The organism is Biomaibacter acetigenes, assembly GCF_003691585.1.
In the GTDB taxonomy this organism is placed as follows: Bacteria; Bacillota; Thermosediminibacteria; order Thermosediminibacterales; family Tepidanaerobacteraceae; genus Biomaibacter; species Biomaibacter acetigenes.
In genome coordinates, this window is sequence record NZ_CP033169.1 from 2,123,325 (window position 1) to 2,149,170 (window position 25,846).

25 protein-coding genes, 2 pseudogenes and 1 riboswitch are annotated in these 25,846 nt (G+C 45.2%); of the genes and pseudogenes, 7 read left to right on the forward strand and 20 right to left on the reverse strand.

Annotation, left to right across the window (positions count from 1 at the left end; genetic code table 11):
- Nucleotide 1: 1 nt before the first annotated feature.
- The 7 genes and pseudogenes from D2962_RS10915 to D2962_RS10945 all read right to left on the reverse strand — a co-directional run bounded on the left by D2962_RS10915 (nucleotide 2) and on the right by D2962_RS10945 (nucleotide 8,117).
- On the reverse strand, nucleotides 2-922 hold the full coding sequence (locus D2962_RS10915) for an ABC transporter permease (protein WP_122014982.1): 921 nt from the start codon (nucleotides 920-922) through the stop codon (nucleotides 2-4).
- A gap of 14 nt (nucleotides 923-936) precedes the next feature.
- Nucleotides 937-1,864 (reverse strand): annotated as a pseudogene (locus tag D2962_RS19645) (ABC transporter permease).
- Nucleotides 1,865-1,942: 78 nt separating this feature from the next.
- Nucleotides 1,943-3,628, reverse strand: a complete 1,686-nt coding sequence (locus tag D2962_RS10925) for an ABC transporter substrate-binding protein (protein ID WP_122014983.1) — start codon at nucleotides 3,626-3,628, stop codon at nucleotides 1,943-1,945.
- A 435-nt stretch (nucleotides 3,629-4,063) separates the two neighbouring features.
- On the reverse strand, nucleotides 4,064-5,491 hold the full coding sequence (gene gatB / locus D2962_RS10930; protein WP_122014984.1) for an Asp-tRNA(Asn)/Glu-tRNA(Gln) amidotransferase subunit GatB: 1,428 nt from the start codon (nucleotides 5,489-5,491) through the stop codon (nucleotides 4,064-4,066).
- A gap of 14 nt (nucleotides 5,492-5,505) precedes the next feature.
- Nucleotides 5,506-6,954, reverse strand: a complete 1,449-nt coding sequence (gene gatA, locus D2962_RS10935) for an Asp-tRNA(Asn)/Glu-tRNA(Gln) amidotransferase subunit GatA (RefSeq protein ID WP_122014985.1) — start codon at nucleotides 6,952-6,954, stop codon at nucleotides 5,506-5,508.
- Nucleotides 6,955-6,978: 24 nt separating this feature from the next.
- On the reverse strand, nucleotides 6,979-7,269 hold the full coding sequence (gene gatC / locus D2962_RS10940; protein ID WP_122014986.1) for an Asp-tRNA(Asn)/Glu-tRNA(Gln) amidotransferase subunit GatC: 291 nt from the start codon (nucleotides 7,267-7,269) through the stop codon (nucleotides 6,979-6,981).
- A 17-nt stretch (nucleotides 7,270-7,286) separates the two neighbouring features.
- The gene (locus tag D2962_RS10945; protein ID WP_120765824.1) at nucleotides 7,287-8,117 is read right to left on the reverse strand and encodes a C40 family peptidase; all 831 of its coding nucleotides are present in this window, start codon (nucleotides 8,115-8,117) and stop codon (nucleotides 7,287-7,289) included.
- Between the two features lie 225 nt (nucleotides 8,118-8,342).
- Here D2962_RS10945 and trpS point away from each other — a divergent pair.
- Nucleotides 8,343-9,319, forward strand: a pseudogene (trpS, locus tag D2962_RS19650) (tryptophan--tRNA ligase).
- An 18-nt stretch (nucleotides 9,320-9,337) separates the two neighbouring features.
- Here trpS and D2962_RS19890 read toward each other — a convergent pair.
- From D2962_RS19890 to D2962_RS10960, 3 genes are all read right to left on the reverse strand, one after another.
- Nucleotides 9,338-9,652 (reverse strand): DNA/RNA nuclease SfsA, encoded by a 315-nt coding sequence (locus D2962_RS19890; RefSeq protein WP_281273790.1) that lies wholly within the window; start codon nucleotides 9,650-9,652, stop codon nucleotides 9,338-9,340.
- A 99-nt stretch (nucleotides 9,653-9,751) separates the two neighbouring features.
- Complete coding sequence (locus D2962_RS19895) at nucleotides 9,752-10,114, reverse strand: hypothetical protein (RefSeq protein ID WP_222927509.1); 363 nt, start codon at nucleotides 10,112-10,114, stop codon at nucleotides 9,752-9,754.
- Between the two features lie 141 nt (nucleotides 10,115-10,255).
- The gene (locus tag D2962_RS10960; protein WP_245984624.1) at nucleotides 10,256-10,804 is read right to left on the reverse strand and encodes a DUF6391 domain-containing protein; all 549 of its coding nucleotides are present in this window, start codon (nucleotides 10,802-10,804) and stop codon (nucleotides 10,256-10,258) included.
- A 327-nt stretch (nucleotides 10,805-11,131) separates the two neighbouring features.
- Here D2962_RS10960 and D2962_RS10965 point away from each other — a divergent pair, with 327 nt between their 5' ends.
- The 3 genes from D2962_RS10965 to D2962_RS10970 are packed head-to-tail and all read left to right on the forward strand — an operon-like array spanning nucleotide 11,132 to nucleotide 12,101.
- Nucleotides 11,132-11,410, forward strand: coding sequence for a CBS domain-containing protein (locus D2962_RS10965; protein WP_122014988.1), 279 nt, complete (start codon nucleotides 11,132-11,134; stop codon nucleotides 11,408-11,410).
- A 10-nt stretch (nucleotides 11,411-11,420) separates the two neighbouring features.
- Complete coding sequence (locus D2962_RS19295) at nucleotides 11,421-11,549, forward strand: hypothetical protein (protein WP_281273663.1); 129 nt, start codon at nucleotides 11,421-11,423, stop codon at nucleotides 11,547-11,549.
- A gap of 48 nt (nucleotides 11,550-11,597) precedes the next feature.
- On the forward strand, nucleotides 11,598-12,101 hold the full coding sequence (locus D2962_RS10970; RefSeq protein ID WP_122014989.1) for a nitroreductase family protein: 504 nt from the start codon (nucleotides 11,598-11,600) through the stop codon (nucleotides 12,099-12,101).
- Between the two features lie 185 nt (nucleotides 12,102-12,286).
- On the opposite strand, the gene D2962_RS10975 is transcribed toward D2962_RS10970, so the two are convergent.
- Nucleotides 12,287-12,853, reverse strand: a complete 567-nt coding sequence (locus tag D2962_RS10975; RefSeq protein WP_245984626.1) for a thioredoxin family protein — start codon at nucleotides 12,851-12,853, stop codon at nucleotides 12,287-12,289.
- Between the two features lie 193 nt (nucleotides 12,854-13,046).
- Here D2962_RS10975 and D2962_RS10980 point away from each other — a divergent pair, with 193 nt between their 5' ends.
- From D2962_RS10980 to D2962_RS10990, 3 genes are read left to right on the forward strand one after another with little or no spacing between them, the layout of a single operon-like run.
- Nucleotides 13,047-13,280 carry a FitA-like ribbon-helix-helix domain-containing protein gene (locus D2962_RS10980; protein WP_120765818.1) on the forward strand — a complete coding sequence of 78 codons (234 nt, stop codon included), beginning with the start codon at nucleotides 13,047-13,049 and terminating at the stop codon, nucleotides 13,278-13,280.
- Nucleotides 13,277-13,717, forward strand: a complete 441-nt coding sequence (locus D2962_RS10985) for a type II toxin-antitoxin system VapC family toxin (RefSeq protein WP_120765817.1) — start codon at nucleotides 13,277-13,279, stop codon at nucleotides 13,715-13,717. Before D2962_RS10980 ends, D2962_RS10985 begins: the two co-directional genes overlap by 4 nt.
- 28 nt (nucleotides 13,718-13,745) lie before the next feature.
- Nucleotides 13,746-15,146 carry a CCA tRNA nucleotidyltransferase gene (locus D2962_RS10990; RefSeq protein ID WP_122014991.1) on the forward strand — a complete coding sequence of 467 codons (1,401 nt, stop codon included), beginning with the start codon at nucleotides 13,746-13,748 and terminating at the stop codon, nucleotides 15,144-15,146.
- Nucleotides 15,147-15,408: 262 nt separating this feature from the next.
- Here the strand turns inward: D2962_RS10990 and purD are convergent, their stop codons facing one another.
- The 9 genes from purD to purC all read right to left on the reverse strand — a co-directional run bounded on the left by purD (nucleotide 15,409) and on the right by purC (nucleotide 25,634).
- Nucleotides 15,409-16,668, reverse strand: coding sequence for a phosphoribosylamine--glycine ligase (purD, locus tag D2962_RS10995; RefSeq protein WP_122015776.1), 1,260 nt, complete (start codon nucleotides 16,666-16,668; stop codon nucleotides 15,409-15,411).
- A 13-nt stretch (nucleotides 16,669-16,681) separates the two neighbouring features.
- A complete protein-coding gene (gene purH, locus D2962_RS11000; protein ID WP_122014992.1) occupies nucleotides 16,682-18,292 on the reverse strand; it encodes a bifunctional phosphoribosylaminoimidazolecarboxamide formyltransferase/IMP cyclohydrolase in 1,611 nt (536 codons plus the stop codon).
- Complete coding sequence (gene purN, locus D2962_RS11005; RefSeq protein ID WP_122014993.1) at nucleotides 18,285-18,932, reverse strand: phosphoribosylglycinamide formyltransferase; 648 nt, start codon at nucleotides 18,930-18,932, stop codon at nucleotides 18,285-18,287. The genes purH and purN overlap by 8 nt, the downstream gene beginning before the upstream one ends.
- Entirely contained in the window at nucleotides 18,905-19,984 is a 1,080-nt protein-coding gene (gene purM, locus D2962_RS11010; protein ID WP_122014994.1) for a phosphoribosylformylglycinamidine cyclo-ligase, read from the reverse strand. Before purM ends, purN begins: the two co-directional genes overlap by 28 nt.
- A 277-nt stretch (nucleotides 19,985-20,261) precedes the next feature.
- The gene (purF, locus tag D2962_RS11015) at nucleotides 20,262-21,683 is read right to left on the reverse strand and encodes an amidophosphoribosyltransferase (RefSeq protein WP_122014995.1); all 1,422 of its coding nucleotides are present in this window, start codon (nucleotides 21,681-21,683) and stop codon (nucleotides 20,262-20,264) included.
- Nucleotides 21,665-23,878, reverse strand: a complete 2,214-nt coding sequence (gene purL, locus D2962_RS11020) for a phosphoribosylformylglycinamidine synthase subunit PurL (RefSeq protein ID WP_122014996.1) — start codon at nucleotides 23,876-23,878, stop codon at nucleotides 21,665-21,667. The genes purF and purL overlap by 19 nt, the downstream gene beginning before the upstream one ends.
- Nucleotides 23,868-24,581: a phosphoribosylformylglycinamidine synthase subunit PurQ gene (purQ, locus tag D2962_RS11025; protein WP_122014997.1), complete on the reverse strand. Its 714-nt coding sequence runs from the start codon at nucleotides 24,579-24,581 to the stop codon at nucleotides 23,868-23,870. The genes purL and purQ overlap by 11 nt, the downstream gene beginning before the upstream one ends.
- A gap of 92 nt (nucleotides 24,582-24,673) precedes the next feature.
- A complete protein-coding gene (purS, locus tag D2962_RS11030; protein WP_122015777.1) occupies nucleotides 24,674-24,919 on the reverse strand; it encodes a phosphoribosylformylglycinamidine synthase subunit PurS in 246 nt (81 codons plus the stop codon).
- A 4-nt stretch (nucleotides 24,920-24,923) separates the two neighbouring features.
- Nucleotides 24,924-25,634, reverse strand: coding sequence for a phosphoribosylaminoimidazolesuccinocarboxamide synthase (purC, locus tag D2962_RS11035; RefSeq protein ID WP_120765809.1), 711 nt, complete (start codon nucleotides 25,632-25,634; stop codon nucleotides 24,924-24,926).
- Nucleotides 25,635-25,723: 89 nt separating this feature from the next.
- A riboswitch (purine riboswitch) is annotated at nucleotides 25,724-25,826 on the reverse strand.
- Nucleotides 25,827-25,846 lie beyond the last annotated feature (20 nt).

Genomic DNA, 25,846 nt, shown 5'->3' on the forward strand with positions numbered 1-25,846 from the left:
CCTACTGTTTCAGTCGGGGATCAAGAGCATCCCTCAGACCGTCTCCAAAAAGATTAAAGCCCAGAACTAAAGCCATGATGGCAAATCCCGGAAATACCGACCACCACCATTGACCTGAAAGGAAGAATTGCCTGCCCTCATTAATCATATATCCCCATGCCGGCTTTGGAGGCTGAACTCCAAATCCGAGAAAACTCAGGGAAGACTCGAGCATTATTATGCTCCCCACCTCAAGGGTCGCCTGTACGATTATCGGTGCCAGTATATTCGGCAGTATGTGCTTGAAAATAATTCTCCAATCGCCACCGCCCACGGCCGTAGCTGCCTCCACATATTCCATTTCCTTGACCTGTATCACCTGCCCCCGGGCAACTCTGGCAAAAGATGCCCAGGATATGATGCCTATGGACATATACATGAGCGGAAGACTGGGTGGAAGATAAGCTACCAACGCAAGAACGAAAAGCAAGAACGGGAATGCAAATATGACATTGGTCAGCCAGCTTATTATATCATCTATAAATCCACCGTAATACCCTGCCAGACTTCCCAATATCACACCGATAATCACTGATATGCCAGTAGCCGCAAAACCAATCTGTAAAGAAATTCGGGCACCATATACTACCCTGGTGTAAATATCCCTACCGTATATATCGGTCCCAAACCAGTGTGTTGCACTGGGCGGTGCAAGTTTTGCCGATGCTCCTTCTTTCCAGATAAGCTGATCGTACGGGTCATACCTGGTTATATACGGTGCTAAAATAGCCGCCAGGCATATTACTATTACCAGCGCCATTCCAAACATAGCGGATTTATTTTTCTTTAGACGAAGCCACGCATCCATCCACAGGCTTCGGCCTTCCACTTTCCTCTTCGCCTTACCCGGAACTACATTTTTTACTTCAGTTTTAACTTCCATTGCTTCCCCTCCTATCAATCGTATTTAATTCTTGGATCAAAAAATGGATAAGAAAGGTCCACTATGAGGTTGGCCAAGACGAAGAGGAAAGCCATGAAGAGTACAACGCCTCTTATGACGGGAAAGTCCCGATTTATAAGTGCCTCAACGCTCAATCTTCCAATACCAGGCAAAGAGAAGATATATTCGGTCACCACCACACCGCTTAAAAGGCCGGCAGTTTCAATACCGATAATGGTAACTACCGGAATGAGCGCATTTCTTAAAGCATGTTTCATTATAACAACCCTTTCGGCCAAACCTTTTGCCCGGGCTGTCCTTATATAATCCTGCCGGATTATTTCCAACATGCTGGAGCGGGTAAGTCTTGCGATGAGTGCTCCCGGCCGCAGGCCCAGAACCACTGATGGCAATACATAATATATCCACTCTCCATTGCCGGGTACCGGTCCCCGGAATCCACCCCAGGACCACACAAAAAAGCACTACAGACAGCAGTGCCACCCAGAATACCGGAGCGGATATCCCCAGGATAGCAAAAAACATGGCCCCGTAGTCAAACCATGAATATTGTTTTACAGCTGAAATTATCCCCAGCGGGACTCCCACAATAATAGCAATGACCATAGAAGCAAAAGCCAGTTTTACAGTAACGGGCAATCTTATTAACAAAGCCTGGACCACAGTCATGTTGTTTCTGTACGATTTCCCCAGATTCATAGTCAATGCATTTTTCATAAAGTCTACAAACTGCACTGCCAGGGGTTTATCCAGCCCCATCTCATGCCTTATCTTTTCTATAGTCGCTGGATCTCCCCTCTGGCCTACCATTATCCTTGCCGGGTCTCCGGGGACAATCGTAGTAAGTATAAAAACAACAGCTATTACGCCCAGAATAACAGGAATAGCTCCTATCAATCGTCTTATTATATAGTTGAGCAAACTTTTCCCCCTCCTCGAGCTGCTTTATACCATATTTTGACCTGGCTTCTTTTTAGAGAAGCCAGGTCATTTATTTACCTATTTTTCTAGCTTTACTTCGGTATATTTCATGGAGAACTCACCGAAGAAAGGCAGTTCTACATTTTTAACATAAGGCTGAACCATAGAGTGTGTGGTATAGTGGTAGATGAACAGCCAGGGAGCTTCTTCCCGAGCGATACTTTCAGCTTTCTTGTAAAGCTCGGTGCGTTTGGCAGGATCTGTTTCTACCCTTGCCTGGGCCGTCAGGTCATCGAATTCCTTGTTGTTGAAGCCCGAATAATTTCCTTTAGGTCCAATATTGGAAGAATGCAGGAGCACATACAGGAAATTATCAGGATCTGGATAGTCAGCCACCCAGCCCATGCGGAAGAACGGAATCTCCAGCTTGTCGGTGGCGTCAAGCAATGCGCCCCAGTCGATGTTCTTTAATGAAACGTCGATTCCAACGTTCTTGAATTGGGATTGAAGCGCTTCGGCTATCCTCTTATGACCTTCGCTGGTATTGTAAACCAGCTCTACTTTCAAACCGTTGGGGTAACCGGCTTCCTTCATGAGGGCCTTAGCTTTTTCGGGATCGAAGGTATACTGCGGCTGTATGCTCTCATCGTATCCCATCATTCCCGGAGGCAGCACACCGGTGGCGGGCAGTGCTCTGCCGTTCCTCACCATGTCGATGAGGCCTTTACGGTCGATAGCATAGTTGAAAGCCTGGCGGAGAGCCTTGTTACCCTTAAAGGGGGCCTTTGTGAGGTTGAATCCATAGTAGTAGGTACCCAGCATTGCACGTTCCTGGAAACCTTCCTTCGTTTTAGCCTCCGCATAGTATGGATCATCAACTTCTTCGATCTGGTCAAAGTTACCCAGGCCAAACTCTGTCCATTCCATGGCAAGGTCTGTTACAATCCTGAATTCCAGGCCATCCAGATATGGCAATTGATTGCCATCCTTGTCTTTCTTCCAGTAATCTTCGTTTTTGGAAAGAACAATCTTATCATCCTGGACCCACTGTTCAAACTTGAAAGGACCGGTTCCTACGGGATGGAAGTTGAACTGCTCTTTACCGTATTTTTCCACATCCTCCTTGGGAAGAACGTTAAAGGTGTTGTAAGCGAGAATGCTCAGGAAAGGTGCAAATGGATAATCTATTTCAATCTTCAGGGTGTAATCGTCGACCTTGGAAATACCTGCGATATGGTCGGTCTTACCATCCTGGTAATCTTTGTATCCTTTTATCATATCCAGGAAATATGCCCTGGGCGATTTAGTTTCCGGACTTAAGATGTAATTAAATGTCCATACCCAGTCGTCAGCTTTTACCTCACGGCCGCCATTGGCGGTAGGCTTGCCTTCAATGGTTTTATGGAAATGTACGCCTTTTCTGAGATGGAACGTGTATGTCTTCTTATCCGGAGAGATATCCCACGACTCGGCCAGCAATGGCTGTACATTACCGTCCTTATCGTAATCCACCAGGGTCTCGAATATCTGGTATATTATCCTTGAAGAAGATGTATCTGTAGCAAATACAGGGTCAAGCTTTGGAGGATTGGACATTATCGCCATTCGCAGTATATTCTTGGGTGCTTCTGCCGCAGGCTGTTGTGATGGTTGCTGCTGTTGCTGTTCACTGCCGCTCTGCTGTGCAGGTTTTTGACCGCAGCCAGCAAGAGTCGTCACTACAAGTAAAAGCACTACTAATAACACAAGGCTTTTTTTGAACATCAAATCCCCTCCCGAAAAATATAATTAGATAAAAAATGTTGGAAAAAATACTTAACTCATTTCTTATCTATTTAGATCCCCCCTTTCAAAGTTGCAAAAAATTAAATATTTTCGTCTTATCTCTTTAAATGTAAATCTAAATTTAATTAGACATTTAAATATTCGATAATAAATTTAAAAATCCTTCTATTGTGAGCTTACATTTTAATAAATTTAGATATTTTTTCATAATTGTATAATTATTCAGTTCTTTTAACGATTTACATCGTTAAAAAGTTGTTTTGTTTCCTGGTATTTTTTATCGGAACATACTTATTAAATATCCCGTTCTTTTCTTTGACTGTATACTTATTCCGGTTTATATATTGCAACCCCCCTCACATAATATTTATATTACATGAGGGGGGTTTAATTGCTATTTCAAAAATTTTTAGTTCATCCAAGCAGTTTTTTCAATATGTCGTTGACCATTTGCGGATTTGCCTTTCCTTTTGTTTCCTTCATCATCTGGCCTACCAGAAATCCCATGGCTTTTTCCTTGCCGTTTTTATAGTCCTGGACTGATTTTGGATTTTCTTCAATAACCTTTTGGGCTATTTTTTCAAGTTCAGATTCATCAGATATCTGCACAAGCCCTTTTTCTTTGACTATAGCCTCCGGGTCCTTTCCGGTTTCAAACATATCTCTAAAGACCTCTTTGGCTATTTTGCCGCTGATGGTGCCTTTATCTATCATGGAAAGCATACCGGCCAGTTGTTCCGGTCTGAACTTAATTTGTTCCACTTCCATTCCCTTTTCATTCATGAGGCCCATCATTTCCACCATTACCCAGTTGCTGACGGTTTTGGGGTCATGGTAGTGGGCGATACATTCCTCATAAAAGTCAGATAAAGCCTTGGAAGAAGTGATGACGCCGGCATCGTAAGCAGGAAGCCCAAAATCCTTCATATACCGTTCCTTTCGAGTATCGGGCAGTTCCGGAAGATTTGCCTTTATTTCCCTTATCCAGTCTCTGTCAATGACCATTGGCACCAGGTCCGGGTCGGGAAAATAACGGTAATCATGGGCTTCTTCCTTGCTCCTCATGGATACCGTTATGCCTCTTGCTTCATCCCACCTCCGGGTTTCCTGCACTAAAGAGCCACCATCTTCCAGCACTTCCCTCTGCCTTTTTTCTTCATATTCCAGGCTGCGCCTTACGGCTTTAAAAGAACCCAGGTTTTTAATCTCTATTTTGGTGCCAAATTTTTCAGAACCCTCGGGTCTTATGGATATATTCACATCACACCTGAGGGATCCTTCCTCCATCTTGCAGTCGGAAACCTCGATGTACTGCAGGATGGATTTCAATTTATTGAGGTAAAGCCACGCCTCTTCCGGCGAGCGCATATCCGGTTCCGATACAATTTCTATAAGAGGCACTCCGGTGCGGTTCAAATCCACCAGAGAATAGCCCTTGCCCTCTTCATGGACCAGCTTGCCTGCATCCTCTTCCAGATGCACTCTGGTAATTCCGATGCGGCGGGTCTTTCCACCGGCTTCTATTTCAATATATCCTTTTTTTGCCAGAGGTAAATCGTACTGGGAAATCTGATATGCTTTGGGTAAATCTGGATAAAAATAATTCTTCCGGTCGAACTTGGAAAAGTCAGCTATTTCACAGTTTAAAGCAAGTCCCGCCTTTATGGCATACTCTACCGCCTTTTTATTTGCCACCGGAAGCACTCCGGGCATTCCAAGGCAAATGGGACAGCAGTGGGTATTGGGATCCCCGCCGAATTCCGTAGAACATCCGCAAAACACCTTGGACTTCGTAAAAAGCTCCACATGCACTTCAAGTCCTATGATCGTTTCGTAGTTCATGTCATCACCTCCAATTATATGCCGGGTTTATTTTTATGAAAATCGGTGGCCTGTTCGAAAGCATATGCGGCCCGCAGTATTGTGGGTTCATCAAAGGGCTTGCCAATGATCTGAAGGCCTATAGGCATTCCCTGCGAAAAGCCGCAGGGCAGGGATATGCCCGGGAGACCGGCCATGTTCACCGGTATGGTGCATACATCGTTCATATACATCTTTAAAGGATCATCGGTATTTTCCCCTATTTTAAAGGCTATCGTAGGTGCTATGGGTACCAGTATAAAATCATATTTCTTAAAGGCTTCATCAAAATCTCTTTTTACTAAAGTCCTTACCTTTTGAGCCTTGAGATAATATGCATCATAGTAGCCCGAACTCAAAGCATAGGTGCCCAGCATGATGCGTCGCTTTACCTCGGCTCCGAATCCCTCACTGCGGGTCTTTTTATAAAGGTCGATGAGGTCATCGTAGTCTTTTGCCCGGACACCGTAGCGGATACCGTCATAGCGGGCAAGGTTGGAACTGGCTTCGGCTGGAGCGATGATGTAATAAGCCCAGAGGGCGTACTCGGTGTGGGGCAGGGAAATCTCCTCAAAGGAAGCCCCCATCTTTTCGAAGATTTTGGCTGCCTCCAGAACTGCTTCACGAATCTCTGCATCAATTCCCTCACCCATATATTCTTTGGGGATGCCTATCTTCATACCCGTTACATCGGGCTTCAGGCTTTCGGTATAATCTGGTACCGGTATGTCTGCCGATGTAGAATCCAGTTTATCATGTCCCGCAATGGCATTTAACACAAGGGCACAATCGGTGACATCTTTCGTAATAGGGCCAATCTGATCCAGGGATGAGGCGTATGCTACAAGGCCAAAGCGAGAAACTCTGCCGTATGTGGGTTTCATCCCCACCACACCGCAGTATCCTGCAGGCTGACGTATGGACCCACCAGTATCGGAACCTATGGCAAAAATGCACTCATCCGCAGCCACCGCCGCTGCGGAACCACCGGAAGACCCTCCAGGCACCCGACTCGTGTCCCAGGGATTTCTGGTGGCAAAAAAAGCAGAGTTCTCGGTGGAGGACCCCATGGCAAATTCGTCCATGTTGGTCTTGCCCAGGAACACTACATCCCCGGTTTTTAGCCTTGCCGAAACGGTGGCATCGTAGGGCGGTATGAAATTTGCAAGGATTTTTGATGAACAGGTGGTCTTTAAATCCTTTGTACAGATATTGTCTTTTATGGCTGCCGGAATTCCGGTAAGGGGATTTGAAAAATCACCCTTTTTATCTACCTCGCGGCTCTTTAGCAGAGCTCTTTCCTCATCAAGGGTTATATAAGCCTTTATTTTATCGTCTACATTTTTTATCCTTTCAAAGAGCGCTTTTGTGAGCTCTTCCGAAGAAATTTCTTTTTTCTTCAAAAGCTCATGGGATTCATGGATGGTGAGCTTATGTAGTTCCAAAACCTTAACCTCCAATCTGCAAAGTTATTCCTCAATAATCCTGGGCACTCTGAAGAAGTTTTCATCCCTGTCGGGAGCATTTTTTAATGTTTCTTTCAGCGGAAGGCTTTCCCAAATTCTGTCTTCCCGGAAAACATTTTTAATGGGTATCACGTGGGCGGTGGGCTGCACTTGGCTGGTATCAAGTTCGTTGAGTTTCTCCATGTAATCCAGGATGGAATTCAATTTCTCCGTCATTTCGGCTTTTTCTTCTTCTGAAAGATAAAGCCTTGCAAGATTTGCCACATGCTCCACTGTTTCTTTTGTGATTCTCATGCTTTCACCTCTTTTAGCTATAATCTATACCGCCTGGCCTCGATATATTTTTTATCGAGGTCTTCCCGGTAATTTTCAGCTTCGGGATTGAAACTGTTTATGGCAACACCGGTTTTACCGGAGCTATGGATGTATTCCCCGTTTCCTATATAAATGCCTATATGAGAAGGACCCGGTGCATAAGTGCTGAAAAACACCGCATCACCTTTTTCAAGGTCTTCGCGCTTTTCTATTACCTCTCCCACCTCGAACTGCTGGTCCGCATCCCGGGGTAGCTTGTATCCGTTCATTAAAAAGAGTGTTTGTACAAAACCCGAACAGTCAAAACCGTAAGGGGTGGTGCCTCCCCAGAAATAGGGCAGGCCTATAAATCTTTTGCCGGTTTCGATAATGTTGTCATAGCTTCCCTTCGGAATTTCGCCGAAAGATGATATCACAAATCCCGCATTTTTGGACAGCAAACCTGCCTGTCCACCGGGTAAAGCCACAATATAATATCCGGCATTTTCCCCGACAAGTCTTAGCATGGTAGCCATCACCGCTCCGTTTATTGCTCTATAGTCCGTGACAGACAGGATCGGCGAAAAGCTTTCGGTAACCAGCACATGAGGGCTTTCCAGCCATTTGTGCCACTTCCGCTCATCCACCGCGTCCACATCCTTGGAGTGAATCCAGCCCTTGTATTCGTCAGACATTTCTATGTAATACCAGCTATCTTCTTCTTTAAGAATCCTGACGGGCTCCGAAAGCCTGGCCTGGGTAACCACACTTTCTCCCAGAATCTTATAGGGTTTTTCTCCCAGGTTGCAGAATTCCGGTTTTATAAATCCAAATTCCGCCCTGACCACTCTTCGACCCCCTTCTACTTTTAACTTTTATAATTTTATCATTTTGCGGCATTTTATACAACTGCGTGGAAAGATTATAGCAAGGAAAGATTATATGGAAAGGCTGATTTTTAAATCCTACAATGGATTGGATTCTCATGTTAGAATGATATTGAAATAGTAGGGAAAATATAGTTATAATAATATCAAATTAACAAAAATGATTTAGCAAGGAGCTGAAATAAGTTGACGAGAGTTTTTTCCGGAGTACAACCCACAGGCGATATTCATATAGGGAATTACCTGGGTGCTATGAAGCACTTTGTAGAACTACAGGATGAACATGAATGTTTTTTCTGCGTGGTGGACTTACATGCATTGACAGTCCCCCAGGATCCCGATGTCTTAAAGCAGAAAATAATAGAACTGACCGGCATTTATCTTGCTATAGGCCTTGACCCCAAAAGACCGTACTTTTTGCTCAATCCTATGTGCCTGCCCACAGTGAACTTGCATGGCTTTTGCAGTGCATCACATATTTTGGGGAATTAAATAGGATGACGCAATTCAAAGATAAAAGTGAAGGCAAGGAAAATGTATCTTGCGGCCTTTTTACCTATCCTACCCTCATGGCGGCGGACATATGCTCTATGACACCAACTATGTGCCCGTAGGCGCCGACCAGAAACAGCATCTGGAACTGACCAGAGATATCGCCCAGAGGTTCAACAACAGGTTTGGAGAAACTTTCGTGGTGCCTGAAGCCCTCATAAGCAATGTAGGCGCAAGGATTATGTCCCTCACTTACCCGGAAAAAAAAGATGAGCAAGAGTGCAGAAGATGAAATGGGGCGCATTTTACTTTTGGATACGCCGGAATTGGTAAAAAAGAAGATAATGAGGGCCGTTACCGATTCGGAAAGCAAAATATATTATGACCCTGATAAAAAGCCGGGTATAAGCAACCTTCTTACCCTCATGAGCGTCCAGACAGGTAAAAGTATTGAAGAAACTGTAAGAGAGTATGATGGGAAGGGTTACGGACAACTGAAAAAAGACCTGGTAGAAATCACGACAAATACTTTAAAACAAATACAGGATAAATATTATGGATTGTCCAGAGATGAGATTAAAAGGGTCCTTGCCGAGGGAGCTCAAAGGGCTGAGGCTATCGCTGCAAGGACTTTAAGAAAGGTTCAGGAAAAGATAGGTCTTCGCTTTTAATGCAATGATACACTTCGGTCATGCAAGGCATATCTTTACTATTTCCGCTAATTCGATGCTATCGGGTTTTACCTTGCACCTGTAAGCGAAAATATCCACCCCCGCCCGGGCGGCTGCTCTCAAAGCCTTTCCGAAGTCCTGGTCCATGGCATCGTTCGGGGAAAAAAATTTCGCATCCTCCCGCTGTATGACAAAAAATACGCCCGCTCCGAAGCCCTCTCGCTTTGCCTCTATAAGTTCCAGGAGGTGCTTTGTTCCCCTTTCAGTAGGGGCATCCGGAAAGCGGGCAATACTTTTTTCCACCAGGGTTACCCCTTTAATTCCATATAATATTTTATACCGCCTTTTTCTGCCTTATCATGAGTACCTTCCTTTTCTATTTCTACCGGAACTTTATTACTTGTACCAAGGCCTATGTCAAATCTACTTTTTTTAAATGTTACCCTCGGATCTCACAAAATCATATTCAAACAATTTATCGATGTCCTTTTTATTATGTTCAAATGTATTGATGCCTTGTTCTAAAAAAGCTTTCACCAGTTTATTCGGCAGTAAGGAATCTATTGAGACAAGCTTGCCGTCTTTATAAGCCATGATGATATCATATTTAAACTTTCTGAGAGGATTTTCCAATTCTCTCAATATTACCACAGTCCCCGGTGTTAGAAGCTCTTTTAACCTGCCGCTGTTGGGAACATGGACTTTGATGCTTTCTCCCTTAAGATTCACTTTAGCCACAAATCTGTTGAGCCTTTGTTCAAAAATAGCATGAACTTTTTTCCCAGGAATTATCATGAAATCAGCACTCCTGTTTTGATACAATAATTTTAATATTAATTACCGCCTCCTGTTTCCAGCTCAAGAGCAAAAGCCTCACTAAACGGGTGCTTTCGGCCATCTCCGGCAGTGGAATTGGCTTCTACGCCAAAATTATTCTTACGATAGAAAAAACCAGGAGCCTCTCCCGCCGGCGGTGGTCCTTATGAAATACGTGCGGTTGGGATTCACCATTATCTCAAAAGGGAAACCGAAGGCCGTCGGTTTTCCGTATATATCCAGCACATCCATGTCTCTTACATCGGGATAGGTTGTAAAAAATTTCTGGAGTATTTTTCCAAAAGGCTTTGCCAGTAAGTTTGCCGCAAGAAAAGCCAGTATTATATTTAGCAAAGATATATGATGAAAAAATATTAAAACCAGGATAAACACCAGGGAGAACAGGAAACTTGCGGCAGCCATGGATGTGCCGCAACGGGGATGTACAGCAAGATATGTTTCACCCCGGGCCATTCTGTAGTGACCCTCTCTGGCGGCATCCAGCACCTCATAAGGTGACGGTAGGTCAGGACCGGATATAGAAAAACCGTTGGAATACGCAAGACCCCCTATCCTCAATGGCCTGCCGTAGCGCTGTTCCAGGATATTTACCGTGGCATGCTCGAGACTATGGTTTTTCCTGATCCTTTTATCGGCAGCAATCTTCATTATCTGCCACGGGATTGTAAAAACGTTATAAAAGGAATTAAAAATAAGAACATAAGGGAGTAAAAATAAAATTCCTATACCAAAAAACACCATTACCGGAACAATAAGATATGGAAATATTACCAGTAGCATGACCAATAACAACAAAAAAGGCATAAATTTATCACCGTCTTTTATTTCATTTACAATTATAATTATAGCAGATTAACAATAGGATATAAATATACCTTGCTTTATATGATTATAGTAAAAAGCAGTGGAATATCATCCCAATTTAGTTTATAATTATTATAAGTTGAGAAAAATAACATAAGGGGGGAGAATCAAATGCTTATCAGGGGAATCATGGTTAAAAAGCAGGATGTGTCTTTCTTATCACAAGATGACACATTAAAGCAGGCTCTCACACGGTTGGAAGAAAAGGGTTATACTACTTTCCCCGTCCTTGACGGCAATAAATTTTCAGGTATCATAACCCGCAGAAAAATATTTGAGACCTTCTTTAAGGGAAACTTCTCCGATAGGGAAGAATTTTTGAACACCATGAGGGTCAAAGATATACAAAGGTACCCTTGCCCGCTTAACTTCCCTTATTGTAGAAAATGATGCTAATATAGTGGGCATGGCCACCTTTGACGCCGAAGTCATGAACCTCAAGTTTGTGGAATTGAAAGTGGATACCGGCAACATAAACGAGCTTAGAGAAAATCTAATGAAAAACGGATTTAAAGTGTGGGAAGGATAAATATGAAAGTAGTAACAGTAAAGTAATACTTAACGGAGGTAAGATTCCATGGAAACTTTTGACCTTATTAAACAGAGGCACAGTGTACGCTCTTATAAATCATACCCGGTGGAACAGGAGAAAATTGATAAAATTCTAGAAGCGGCAAGGTTAGCTCCTACTGCGGCAAACAGACAGGCTTTTAAAATCATGGTGATCCACACTGCCGGCAAGGAAGAGGAACTAAAAAAAATCTATAATAGAGACTGGTTTGTAAAAGCCCCTGTAATCATAGGGATTTTCTCCATTCCTGATAAAGCCTGGGTGAGAAGCGACGGCAAAAATTACGGTGATATCGATGCGGCTATCGTCATGGACCACATCATCCTGGCAGCTACCGACCTGGGCCTTGGAACTTGCTGGATAGGGGCATTTAACCCTATTGCCGTAAAAGAAGTTCTAAAACCGGAACCGGGATTAGAACCCATAGCCTTTACTCCCATAGGATATGCCGAAACCCACGAGTTTAAGAAGATAAGGAAAAACATGGATGAGCTTGTAATTATGAAATAAGAACGGTACGGCTTCACTAAACGGTGCTTTTGGCCATCTCCCGACAGAGGTTCCAATCTTTACACCGAAATTATTCTTATTTAAATTAATGGCGCTTGAAAGGTCTCATCTTAATCGTTGGCCTTCAAGCGCTTTTAAAATTAGCAAAGTCAATATAAAATCCTGGCAGAGAGCCATTATTTTAATTACTTTTTAAATTTTTCCGACAGGGGTATACCACCCAAACCTATGTTATCAGGATTGTTTTCTCTAATGATTTTCAAAAATTCTTCTGCTATCATATTATAGTATTTCCCCTGCCGGTATTCCCGCCGAGCTACGATAATATCCGGCTGATAACCTTTTTCGTAGATTATTTTTATCTTTTGAGGGATTTCCACAAAAGAACCTAACTCACTAAAATTCTCATCATAAAATACGAAGGTGGGTATTCTGGGTTTCCCTTCATATCTATATTTTTCAAGGAAATCCTCATGACCTTCCCTGGGAAGAATGGCGTATTTTATGTTCTTGTTTTCTTCGGCCATCTTTACGAGCGCCGGAACACTCACGACACAATCAGGACACCAGGTTTCCGCAAAAATCAGCACATTTATTTCCCTACCTATGCTCTTTATCCGCCCTTTTATGTCCTCTGAAAAATGAAGGTTATTATAGATTTCATGAAGTTTTAAATATGATTTTTCATCGGCGCCTTTTAAAAAATCACTATATATTACCCCTTTTTCAAACATTTCCTGAACATCCATCATGAATTCATCCTTCCTATTTCTTTTAAAATCATTATAATGTTTCTTAAAATAATTATATCATCCCTCAATAAAGCTTCCAAATACTTTTTTTCAATAATAATAGTTTCATTAAAGTTAAGCTTTTTCTCTTTTTGTTGACACCACAAAGAATCGGTGATATCATTATGATATCTAAATAATGGGGGTGGTGTATTTGCCCGATGTCTTAATTAGAAAAGTTCCTGAAGAAATCTTAAACAAACTTAAGGATAGAGCCAAATCCAAAAACACTTCCCTTCAGAAAGAAATTCTTTCGGTCCTGGAAGAAGCCGCAAATTACGATATCAATGAAACGGTGCGGGTATCTGAAAATATCAGAAAAAAACTGTCTTCCGAAAAGTTTTTTTCGAACTCTGTCGATCTAATCCGTGAGGATAGAGAGCGATGAAATATTATGTTATAGATAGTAGTGTTGTGATAAAATGGTATATTCCAGAAATTTTTTCTGAAAAAGCAGTAAACATATTATATCAGATACAGCAGGGACGCTTTAAGTTAATGGCGCCGGAACTCATCTTATCGGAGATAGGCAACGTATTATGGAAAAAAACAATAACAAATGAGATTTCATTTGACATGGCAAAAAAGATTATAGAAAATATAATCAAAACAAATCCGGTTAAAATCGTAAGTTCAAAAGACCTTATATCGTCTGCTTTTACAGTTGCTCATAATACAAAAAGGACAGTATATGACAGCATGTATCTTGCTCTGGCGTTAAAAGGGCGTACCCAACTTATCTCTGCTGATGAAAGACTTGTAAACTCATTAAAAGGCAGCCCTTTTGAAGAAAATATTTGTTTATTACAGTCTTTTAACGGTTAAGTTGATATTCTTGTGAATGGGGATAAAAATGGAGACTCGATTTGAAATACCTTCTTTCATAAAGGAAATCTGCAAAAAGCTAAATTCTGCAGGATTTAAAGCCTACGTGGTGGGTGGAGCACTGCGGGATATGCTGTTGGGTCGTGAAAACCCGGATTTTGACATCGCCACCAGTGCTCTGCCTCATGAGATAGCATCCGTTTTCCCCGATGCGATACCTTACGGAGATTTCGGGACTATGATGGTGTTGCGGAAAAAGAGTGACAGCGTCATTGAAACCAAAAATCAGGAATTGCAGAACCGCAAGGGCATCGAACCCGGGTACAAAAACCGCAAAAATCTAATCAAAATCGAGATTACCCCTTTCAGGAACGATGCTCCCGGCCGAAAGCCGGATTATGCTTTCGGCGGCACCATTTATACCGATCTGGCTCGCCGGGATTTTACCATAAATTCCATGGCCTACGACCCCGTTTCTGGGGAATTTTTAGATCCCTTCGACGGTCGGAAAGATTTACAATCTGGCATCATAAAATGCACGGGTTCCACCAGAAGAATCTGGGAGGACCCCCTGCGGGCCATGAGAGCCGCCCGCTTCCAGGCTCAGCTGGGGTTTTCCATCGATGCTTCCACCCTTTACGCGCTAAGAGCCGGGGCTCCCGGGCTCGCCGATATTTCCCGGGAAAGAATCCGGGACGAGTTATCCAAACTCATAACCGGAGACCATGCCTTTAATGGCCTTGTAACCCTCGTCGTAACAGGACTCATGGAACACATCATCCCTGAGCTCATGGAAGGCATGGGCATGATGCACTTCAACAAGCCGGTGGATGTGCTGGAACACAATCTCATAGCCTGCAGGATAATAAGGAATACGTTGCCCTTACGCCTTGCCGCCCTGCTCCACGATGTGGCAAAACCCCGCACTGCCATCCGGGGTGAAAAGGGGCTGGAATTCCCAAAACATCACATAAGCTCGGCTCAACTGGCCAATGAAATATTGGCAAATCTCCGTTTTGACAAAAAGATTATCAAAAAAGTGGTGCTTTTAATTAAGCACCACATGTTTCATTACACTCCCGACACCCCCATAGCCGATGCCCGCCGTCTCATATCAAAAGTAGGATGGGAAAACATCTACGACCTCATAGATTTAAGAGTGGCTGACAGGATAGCCAGCGGTTTTGAAGTGGCTGTGGGAAAAGGGCTTCGTAAACTTATAGAAGACCTGGAAATATTAAAAGATGAACACAGTGATTATAAAATAAAGGATCTGAATGTTACAGGCGAAGATATTATCAAAGAACTGGGCATCTCTCCGGGGCCGAAGGTGGGAGACATTTTAGAAAAACTACTGGAAGAAGTTATAAAAAATCCAACATTGAATAAAAAAAACACATTACTTTCTATGATAAAAGAGTGGCTATAACCCCATTTTCTTATAACAGGTCGCCATCATAATGCGAAAACTTTTTCTATAGAGTTCCTATTCCCTCAAACCATGAAGGCAATAGGAATTTTTTATTTTGTTGAAAGCTTTTGGAAGTTAGGGCATCTCCTGGAGCGCTCCACTTTGGGCCATGGTGTTATACCGGTCCATTCTTTTTATACTTTTTAAATTCTACTTATTTCGTCAAAATCCTTTTTATAAAAAAATTTTTGTATTAAACTTGATGGTAATTCTAACATTTCTATTGTATTTTCCCTATATCTTTACGGTAATGCATATCTTCAAAACTTATCTTCGATATAGCATTGTAAGCTTCCTGCCGGGCTTTGTCTTCTGTGTCCCCCAGAGCGGTAACACCCAGGACCCGTCCGCCGGCAGTAATGATCTTACCGTTTTTTTCTGCCGTGCCTGCATGAAATACCAGCGCTCCCTCTGCTTCCGCCTCCGATAGGCCTTCTATGACCTTGCCCTTTTCATATGGACCGGGATATCCTCCTGATGCCAGCACCACGCATACAGCTTTTTCTTCTTTCCACTCTATCATCACCTTTTCAAGGTTGCCGTCAATGCAGGCTTCCATTATATCAATAAGATCTGTCTTTAATCTCGGAAGTACCACCTGAGTTTCCGGGTCCCCGAACCGGCAGTTGTACTCCAGTACTCTGGGCCCTTTTTTTGTGAGCATGAGGCCTGTATAAAGCACTCCTTTAAAAGGTATGCCTTCGGCCGCCATAGCCTCAACGGTTTTCTGGATAATCTCCTTTTCCACCACTTCGGCCAGTTCCATGCTGTAAGCCGGTGCCGGGGAAATGGCCCCCATACCTCCGGTATTAGGCCCCTCATCGTTATCAAAGACTCGCTTGTGGTCGCGGCTTGATACCATGGGTACGGCAATCTTTCCATCACAAAAGGATAAGACAGTAACTTCGGGTCCTTCCAGATACTCTTCGATAACCACCCTTGCTCCTGCTTTGCCGAAAATCCTTTGTTCCATTATGGATTTTACTGCCGATACGGCTGCATCCTTATCTTTTGCCACCACAACACCCTTGCCGGCCGCCAGTCCTTCAGCCTTGACCACCATGGGAGCGTCTATGCTATCTATATAATTTATGGCATCTATAGAATTGTCAAATACCCTGAAAGCAGCGGTGGGAATATTATATTTTTCCATGAGGTTTTTGGCAAAAACCTTGCTGCCCTCTATTTGGGACGCTGCTTTATTTGGACCAAAGGCCTTCAGCCCCCTAGCTTCAAATTCATCCACTATACCTTCTACCAGAGGAGCTTCGGGACCTACCACCGTCAGGTCAATGCTCTTTTTTTCCGCAAAATCAGCCAGGGCTTTAATGTCTTCTGCAGATATATCCACACACCGGGCTATTTTTTTAATACCTGCATTGCCCGGGGTGCAGAAAATCTCCTCTACCCTGGGGCTTTGGGCTATCTTCCACACCAGTGCATGTTCCCGGCCTCCGCCGCCTACGACCATAACTTTCATCATAAATCACCTCTCAATGCCTGAAGTGGCGCACACCGGTAAACACCATGGCGATACCGTGTTCGTCAGCAGCCTTTATGGAATCCTCATCCCTCAAAGAACCTCCGGGCTGGATGATGGCGGTGATGCCTGCAGCGGCTGCCGCCTCCACCACATCGGAGAAGGGGAAGAATGCATCGGAGGCCAGCACGGCTCCCCTGGCCTTATCCCCGGCATGGGCAATGCTCTGCTCTGTGGGCCATATTCGATTTACCTGTCCGGCGCCGATTCCGACGGTAACAAGGTTCTTTGCCAGCACAATGGCATTGGATTTTACGTGTTTTACCACTTTCCATCCGAAGAGCAGATCTACCATTTCTTTGTCTGAAGGCACCCTTTTAGTGACGACTCTTAAATCTTTTTCATCAAAATCATGTACATCTGCATCCTGCACCAGCAGGCCTCCGGAAACCCTTTTCATATCCCACGCTGCTCGGGCTCCAGGTGATATAGTTTCAGGTGATACATCGATTTGCAGCAGCCTGAGATTCTTTTTTATCTTCAATACTTCCAGGGCATCCGGTTCAAAGGCCGGTGCTATGACGATTTCCAAAAATATTTTTACCAGTTCTTCGGCGGTAGCCCTGTCTACAGGCCGGTTGAGGGCCACAATGCCGCCGAAAATTGAAACGGGGTCTGCGGCATAGGCCTTGAGATATGCTTCATGGATGTCTTTACCACAGGCCACACCGCATGGATTCGTGTGCTTTACACCCACCGCGGCGGGCATATCGAATTCCAGCACCGCCCTAAAAGCTGCATCCGCATCATTTATATTATTAAAGGAAAGTTCCTTGCCATGAAGCTGTGTTGCCCCGGCTATGGTGCCCGGAATCTTTCCGACTTCTCTGTAAAAGGCTGCTTTCTGGTGAGGATTTTCTCCGTATCTCAGGTCCTGGGCCTTTTCAAAAGCCAGAGTAAGATTCTCGGGAAATCCGCTTTCCGTAGCCTTCACCGTTTCACCGGAGGCTGTATCAGGTGCGCTTTGCTTTATATCTTCACTTACAACTTCTCTCAGATAACCGGAGATCAGGGCATCATAGTGCGCTGTATGTTCAAAGACCTTCAGTGCCAGCATCCTTCGGTAGCTTAAATCCACATCTCCCTCTTTCTTCAAACGGTCTATCACTTTGGAATAGTCCTGGGGATCGCAAATCACTACAACATCCTGGTGGTTTTTTGCGGCCGAGCGCAGCATGGATGGTCCGCCTATGTCGATGTTTTCTATGGCCTCTTCAAAAGTCACGCCGGGCTTTTGAATGGTCTCTTTAAAAGGATACAGGTTTATAGCCACCAGGTCGATGGGTTCAATGCCCAGCTTCTTAATCTGTTCCATATGCTCCAGGTTTTGGCGAAGGGCCAGAAGCCCGCCGTGAATCCTGGGGTGGAGGGTTTTCACCCGCCCGTCCAGTATCTCGGGAAAGCCGGTGACATCTGATACTGCGGTCACTTTTATGCCTGCCTCCTGCAATGCCCTGGCAGTACCCCCTGTAGAGATAATCTCCACTCCCATATCATAAAGGCCTCTGGCAAAATCTATAAGTCCAGTCTTGTCGGAAACGCTGATGAGTGCCCGCTTAATCATTAAAATTCCTCCTTTTACTTTTTATTATTACTCGTCTGCCCCGGATTTCCAAACGGCCCTCGGCGTAAAGCTTTATGGCCTCGGGGTAAATTTTGTGTTCCTCCTTCAAGACCCTGGCCGCCAGGGTGTCTGGAGTGTCATCATCTTCGACGGCTACTGCTCTTTGAAGAATGATGGGCCCGGTATCGGTGCCCTCATCCACAAAGTGCACCGTTACGCCTGTTATTTTTGCACCGTAGTTTAAAACAGCTTCATGCACCTTTTCGCCGTAAAAGCCCTTACCGCAAAAAGACGGTATTAGTGCCGGATGAATATTCATTATTCTGTTCGGAAATGCTCTTACAAAGTGGGGAGAAAGGACTTTTATAAATCCTGCCAGCACTACAAGTTCCACATGGTGCCGCCTTAATAACTCTATCATCTCATCCTCATATTTTTCCTGGGAGTCAAAATCTTTCCTTTTTACCACATAAGCAGGAATACGATGCTTTTTAGCTCTTTCCAGAGCATAGGCACCTTCTTTGCTGGAAATTACAACCGCGATTTCGGCCGGAAGATACCCCGACTCTATATGATCTATGATGGACTGCAGATTAGTGCCACCCCCTGAAACTAGAACACCGAGCTTGAGTGCCGGCAAAATACCACCCCGCCTTTTCCGGCGGTAACCCTTCCGATGATCATGGCCTTTGTATCTTCTGACAGCCCGCCGTTATTATTATTTTTATTATTTATTACATTTAGAATATCATTTGCCTGATTTTCAGGAGCTACTATTACGTATCCGATGCCCATGTTAAATGTCCTGTACATCTCCTCATCCTCAACATTTCCCGCCTTCTGAATTATATGGAAAATAGGCGGCACCTCCCAGGCACCCTTATGTATTTCAAATTCCAGTCCTTCGGGCAATATCCTCGGGAGATTTTCCACAAGGCCTCCCCCCGTTATATGGGCCATGCCGCGAATCTCAAGATGGGCGAGCTCCCGAACCGTTTTGACGTATATTCTGGTGGGCAGCAGCATTTCTTCTCCCAGGGTTTTGCCCAGCTCTTCTATGTATTTGGTAAGAGAATATCCAGCCTTCTCCAACAGGACCTTTCTTGCGAGGGAGTATCCGTTGCTGTGAAGCCCTGAGGAAGTGAGACCAATAACCACGTCGCCTTCCCGAATACGGGACCCGTCTATGAGGTTAGCCTTATCCACAACTCCCACGGCAAAACCCGCCAGGTCATATTCCTCTTCATCATACAAGCCCGGCATTTCTGCAGTCTCCCCGCCTATGAGGGCACACCCCGCCTGCCTGCAACCCTCGGCAACACCCTTTACAATTTCCGCTACTTTTTCAGGAATTAGTTTCCCTAATGCGACATAATCAAGGAAAAACAGGGGCTCCGCACCATGGACCAGGATATCGTTGACACACATGGCAACACAATCTATCCCCACGGTATCGTGCTTATCCATGGCAAAGGCTATCTTGAGCTTTGTCCCTACGCCATCAGTACCGGAAACCAGCACCGGTTCCCGGTATTTTTTTATATCCAACTGGAAAAATCCTCCAAACCCGCCTATATTCCCCAGCACCCCTGGCCGGAAGGTGGATTTCACATGGGTCTTCATGAGCTCCACGGCCCTATTGCCAGCATCCACATCCACCCCGGCATCTTTATATGACATTGTATCTGTCATAATATCTCCCCTATCTTTTTTTACTCATGATTAAATAGACCGCTGCAGCCAACCAGCATCATAGAACTGCCGCATCTACTATACGCCCATCCTTGATATAGAAGTTATAGATGTTTTTGGCGAAGCGCATTGTGTAGCCCATTAGAAGCTCTTAGCGAAGCGAAGGAAAAGCAGTTCCATATGTTTGAGCGAGCCCAGCGAGCGAGTTTGGAACTGCCCGCAGCGAGCTTAGAGCTTCTTATGGGCGGAACTTTAAGCGAGGTAAAAACATCTATAGCTATCTTTTCTCAAAGAGATACTTCTTGCCTTCCTGCGGCACTTCCATGGGGTACGTACCGCAAAAACATCCAGTGCAGAATTTTGCCGCAGGAAGACCGGTAGACTTCAGCAGTCCTTCCAGGCTTAAGTAACCCAGGCTGTCGGCGCCAATAAATTTTCTTATTTCTTCCACCTGCTGCCTGGCGCCGATGAGCTCCTTCTGGGTGGAAGTATCTATGCCAAAATAGCAGGAATACTTTATGGGCGGGGAACTTATTCTCACATGTACCTCTTTTGCCCCGGCATCTTTGAGCATTTTTACTATCTGCCCGCTGGTGGTGCCCCTCACGATGGAGTCATCTACCATAACGAGGCGTTTGCCTTTTATTACTTCTTTCATGGCATTGAGCTTGAGTTTTACTCCCAGCACTCGGGATTCCTGGCTGGGTTGTATGAAGGTCCTGCCGATATACCTGTTTTTTATAAGGCCGATGCCGAAGGGAATTCCTGAGGTCTCGGCATATCCCATGGCTGAAACCGTGCCGGAATCGGGGACTCCTATAACCAGATCTGCATCGGCGGGATGTTCCAGCGCCAGCTGCCTGCCGGCCTCCCACCGGGACATATGAATATTCATACCGTCGATGGTGCTGTCAGGCCTGGCAAAATATACAAATTCAAAGATGCAGAGGGAAGAGCCGGGTTCATTTTTTGTCATGACGCTTCTTACGCCATCTTTATTTATTATAACTATTTCTCCCGGCTCTATGTCCCTTATAAATTCCGCCCCGACGGTATCAAGAGCGCAGGTCTCCGAAGCCAGCACATGGGAACCGTTATATTTCCCGAGGCATAAAGGCCTTATTCCTTTTGGATCCCTTATACCGATGAGGCTGTCTTCGGTCATTATGATCAGGGCATAGGATCCCTTTATTTTTTTCATACACGACCTGGCGGCTTTGACAATATCTCCGGAAGGTTCTCTGGCAATCAAAAAGGCGATGACCTCGCTGTCCACGGTGGTTTGAAATATGGCGCCATCTTCCTCCAGCTCCTTCCGGATTTCCAGAGCGTTTACCAGATTTCCGTTGTGGGCTACAGCCAGCGAGCCGTTTTTATATTTTACCACCAATGGTTGAGCGTTAATCAATGTATTGGAACCGGTGGTGGAATAGCGCACATGGCCTATAGCTATGTGGCCTTTCAATTTGTCCAGAATACCGTCATCGAAAACCTCGGAAACAAGGCCGAGACCCTTATGGTAATCTATTCCTTTACCTGAAGTCGCGGCAATCCCAGCGCTTTCCTGCCCCCGGTGCTGCAGGGCATAAAGGCCGTAATAAACCGTCCGGCTCAATGCAGCATCCTCATGGCTTGAGTATATACCGAATACGCCGCAGGCCTCTTTCAATTTATCGTCCATCAGTTCTCGACTTTCCATCTTATGGCGTTCCCCCAACTTAAAGCTATTTTCTCCACCGGAATCTCAATCTTACCCACATTCTGCCCTTTATGTTTGACTTCTATTTTAAATTTCCCCGGTCTGACAAATCCGAGCACCGATATATTAACACCTATTTCCCCTGCAAGTTTTTGAAGAAGGGAAAGATTTTCTTCAGGAAGGCTCATGATTATCCTGGACTGTCCCTCTCCGAACAACACAGCATCGGGGCGAAGCTCAGTTTCTATTTCCCCTGAAAAGCCGGTGTTTCCCGTGATACAGCTTTCCGCCAGAGCCACCGCAAGCCCTCCTTCGGAAACATCGTGGGCAGAGTGAACAAGGCCCAGTTCTATGGCTTTCAGGCAGCAATCCTGGACTTTTTTTTCCACTTCAAGATTTAGTCTGGGCGGCTTTCCTCCCCGAACTCCAATTACCTCCCGCAAATATTCAGAACCCCCAAGTTCGTCGGTGTTATTTCCCAAAAGGACTACTATGTCGCCCTCTTTCTTAAATCCCATGGTGCAGTGTTTTTCCACATCTTCCAGAATGCCCACCATTCCCACCACTGGAGTGGGGAATATGGCATTTTCCTTTGTTTCATTGTAAAAACTTACATTGCCGCTGATAACCGGCGTATTAAGATAGCGGGCCGCTTCAGCCATGCCATCAACGCATCTTTCAAACTGGTAATAAACCTCGGGCTTTTCGGGATTTCCAAAATTGAGGCAGTCTGTGATTGCAAGAGGCTGGGCTCCGCTGACTACCAGATTTCGTGCAGCTTCGGCCACTGCCTGTTTGCCCCCTTCATAGGGGTCCAGGAAGCAATAATAGCCGTTGCAGTCGGTGGTCAGGGCTATACCTTTTTTTGTCCCCTTTATCCGCAGTACTGCCGCATCCGAGCCGGGAGGCACCACAGTATCGGTCCTTACCGTGTGATCATACTGCTGATATACCCATGCTTTGCTGGCAATGTTAGGTGATGACAATAATTTTAATAGGGCCTCATTTAAGTCAGCAGGAACTTTAATCTTCGACAAATCTATATCAAGTTCTTTCATATATGAAGGCTTTTTGCTCTCCCTTTTTACCGAAGGAGCTCCTTCGGCCAGGGATTTGGCCGGCACTTCGGCCACCACAGTCCCGTTCTCCAGTATTCTGAGCATGCCATCGCCGGTGACGGTGCCGATTTTTACCGCATTCAGGTCCCATTTTTCAAAGATTTTTTTAACATCTTCCTCATGACCTTTTTCCACTATTACCAGCATGCGTTCCTGGGATTCGGATATCATGACCTCATAGGGGGTCATATTCTCTTCCCTTCTTGGAACCAGGGCCACGTCCAGTTCTATCCCGCTATCAGCTCTGGCAGCGGTTTCACAGGAAGATGATGTAAGCCCTGCGGCTCCCAGGTCCTGAATGCCCACTACCCATTTATGTTGCAGAAGTTCCAGGCAGGCTTCCAGAAGCAGTTTTTCCATAAAGGGGTCCCCCACCTGCACCGAAGGCCTTTTGGCCACCGAGTCCTCGGAAAGCTCCTCGGAGGCGAAACTCGCTCCATGCATGCCGTCCCTGCCTGTGGTGGAGCCTACAAGCATGACGGAGTTTCCCACCCCTGCAGCTCTGCCCTTCACTATACGGTCGTGGTGGATTATTCCCACACACATGGCATTGACCAGAGGATTGTCCCTATAGGAATCATCAAAATACACTTCTCCGCCGATGGTGGGGATGCCCATGCAGTTGCCGTAATCGGCTATGCCGGAGACGACCCCGCCAAAAAGGTATTTTACCCCGGGATCATCGAGGCTGCCGAATCTCAGAGAATCGAGCAGGGCCACCGGCCTTGCCCCCATGGTGAAGATGTCCCGGATAATGCCCCCAACACCCGTAGCAGCTCCCTGATAGGGTTCTACAGCAGAAGGATGGTTGTGGCTTTCCACCTTCATTACCACGGCCAGGTTATCGCCTATATCCACTATGCCGGCATTTTCCCCTGGACCCTGCAGCACCCGGGGGCCGGAAGTGGGAAATCTTTTCAGGATGGGCTTGGAGTTTTTGTAGCTGCAGTGTTCGGACCACATGACGCTATACATGCCTAACTCAAGATAATTCGGTTCGCGCCCCAGGGTCTTCACTATCTCGTCATATTCATAATCGGTCAAACCCAGCTTTCTAGCATCATCTCTACCTGCCATGAGCGACACTCCCCTCAACATACTGCAGAATCGATTCGAACACTCTCCTGCCATCCGTATTGCCCAGTATATCCTCCGCACACCGCTCGGGATGTGGCATCATGCCAAGCACATTCCCCTGTTCACTGACAATACCGGCTATGTTTTCTACCGAACCGTTGGGATTGGCTTCTTCGGTGACATTTCCGTCCCTGTCACAGTAAGTAAACACCACGCCGCCCCGGGCCTTCAGTTTTTCCATCGTATCCCTGTCGGCAAAATAATTACCCTCCCCGTGGGCTATGGGCATTTTTATTATTTCGCCCTTTTTATAAAGCCCGGTAAAGGGCGTGTTGCTGTTTTCCACTCGCAAAAATATGTCATGGCAGTGAAATTTCAGGTCCCGGTTCCTCTTCATGGCACCCGGCAGGAGTTTTGCCTCGAGTAAAATCTGAAAACCGTTGCATATTCCGAGTATGAGCTTTCCGGCTTCGGCGGCTTTTACCACCGAATCCATAGCCGGTGAAAACCTGGCAATGGCTCCGGCTCTGAGATAATCACCATAGGAAAATCCCCCGGGCAGCACTATGAGGTCAAAATCCCCCGGTGAAAATTTCTCCTTATGAAAAACATATTCCGTAGGCTGTCCCAGTACATCCCTGCAGGCATGGTAGCAGTCCACATCGCAGTTTGAACCGGGAAACATTATGACAGCGCATTTCATGGTTTTGCCTCCAGACTTAAAATTGATTTTAACTATTCAGCATCTTCGGAGCGAGAAGGAAAAATACTGAACCAACGAAAGGTGCTGAATAGTTACAAAGATAACTCAAAGCTGTAATCCTCTATAACGGGATTTGCCAGAAGTTTTTCACACATGGCCTTTATCTGCCCTTCCGCGTCTTTTTTACTGGCGGCATCTAGCTTTATCTCGATAAGCTTTCCTACCCTTACATCTTCCACTTCCTCAAAGCCCAGATGCTTCAGGGCCCCCTTTATGGCAGTTCCCTGGGGGTCGAGAACGCCGGATTTGAAGCGCACGTGAATCTTGGCATTTATTATCATGTTAAATCTCCTTTCCTATTCTCGATAATATCTCCTTGTAGGCTTCTTCGACATTTCCGAGGTCGCGGCGGAAGCGGTCTTTGTCGAGTTTTTCGCCGGTTTTTGCGTCCCAGAAGCGGCAGGTGTCCGGGGATATCTCGTCAGCCAGGAGTATTTCACCATCGAATATTCCGAACTCCAGCTTGAAATCTACCAGTATTATGCCCTTTTCAATAAAGTAATCTCTCAAAATCTGATTTACCCGCAATGATGTCTCTTCAATGAATTTCACCTGCTCTTCACCGGCGATCCCCAGGGCCATAACATGGTAATTATTGATCATGGGGTCTCCCAGCTCATCGTTTTTGTAACACAATTCCAGAACGGGCCTTTTTAGCTCGGTACCCTCCTCTAAGCCCAGCCTCTTTGCCAGGCTTCCTGCGGCGATGTTTCTCACAATGACTTCCAGTGGCAGGATTTTCACCGCTTTTACCAGCATCTCTCTATCACTCAAAAGCTTTACAAAATGGGTTCTTATGCCGTTTGTTTCCAGCAGTTCAAAAAGAAAGGCCGAAATCCTGTTATTAATGATTCCTTTATCATGTATGGTGCCTTTTTTCTGGCCGTTGAAAGCCGTGGCATCATCCTTGAATTCCATGATGTAATATGTTTTATCTTCTGTGCTGTAAACTTTCTTGGCCTTACCTTCATAAAGCATGTCCAGTTTGTCCATAGGTTTACACCTCCCGAATTCTTTTTCGTCTTTGACTAAAAAATAAAAGGGTATAAAGAATCTCTACCCCAATTTTAGCCCAAAAAAGATAATAAACCATCATACCTTATAGCCAGGGTAGTTTACGGCCACCCGGTAGAGACTTCCGGTCCATATTCCCGGAATTATATAAGGTTCTATTAATGTGTATTCGATTTTTAAACTTTACATTC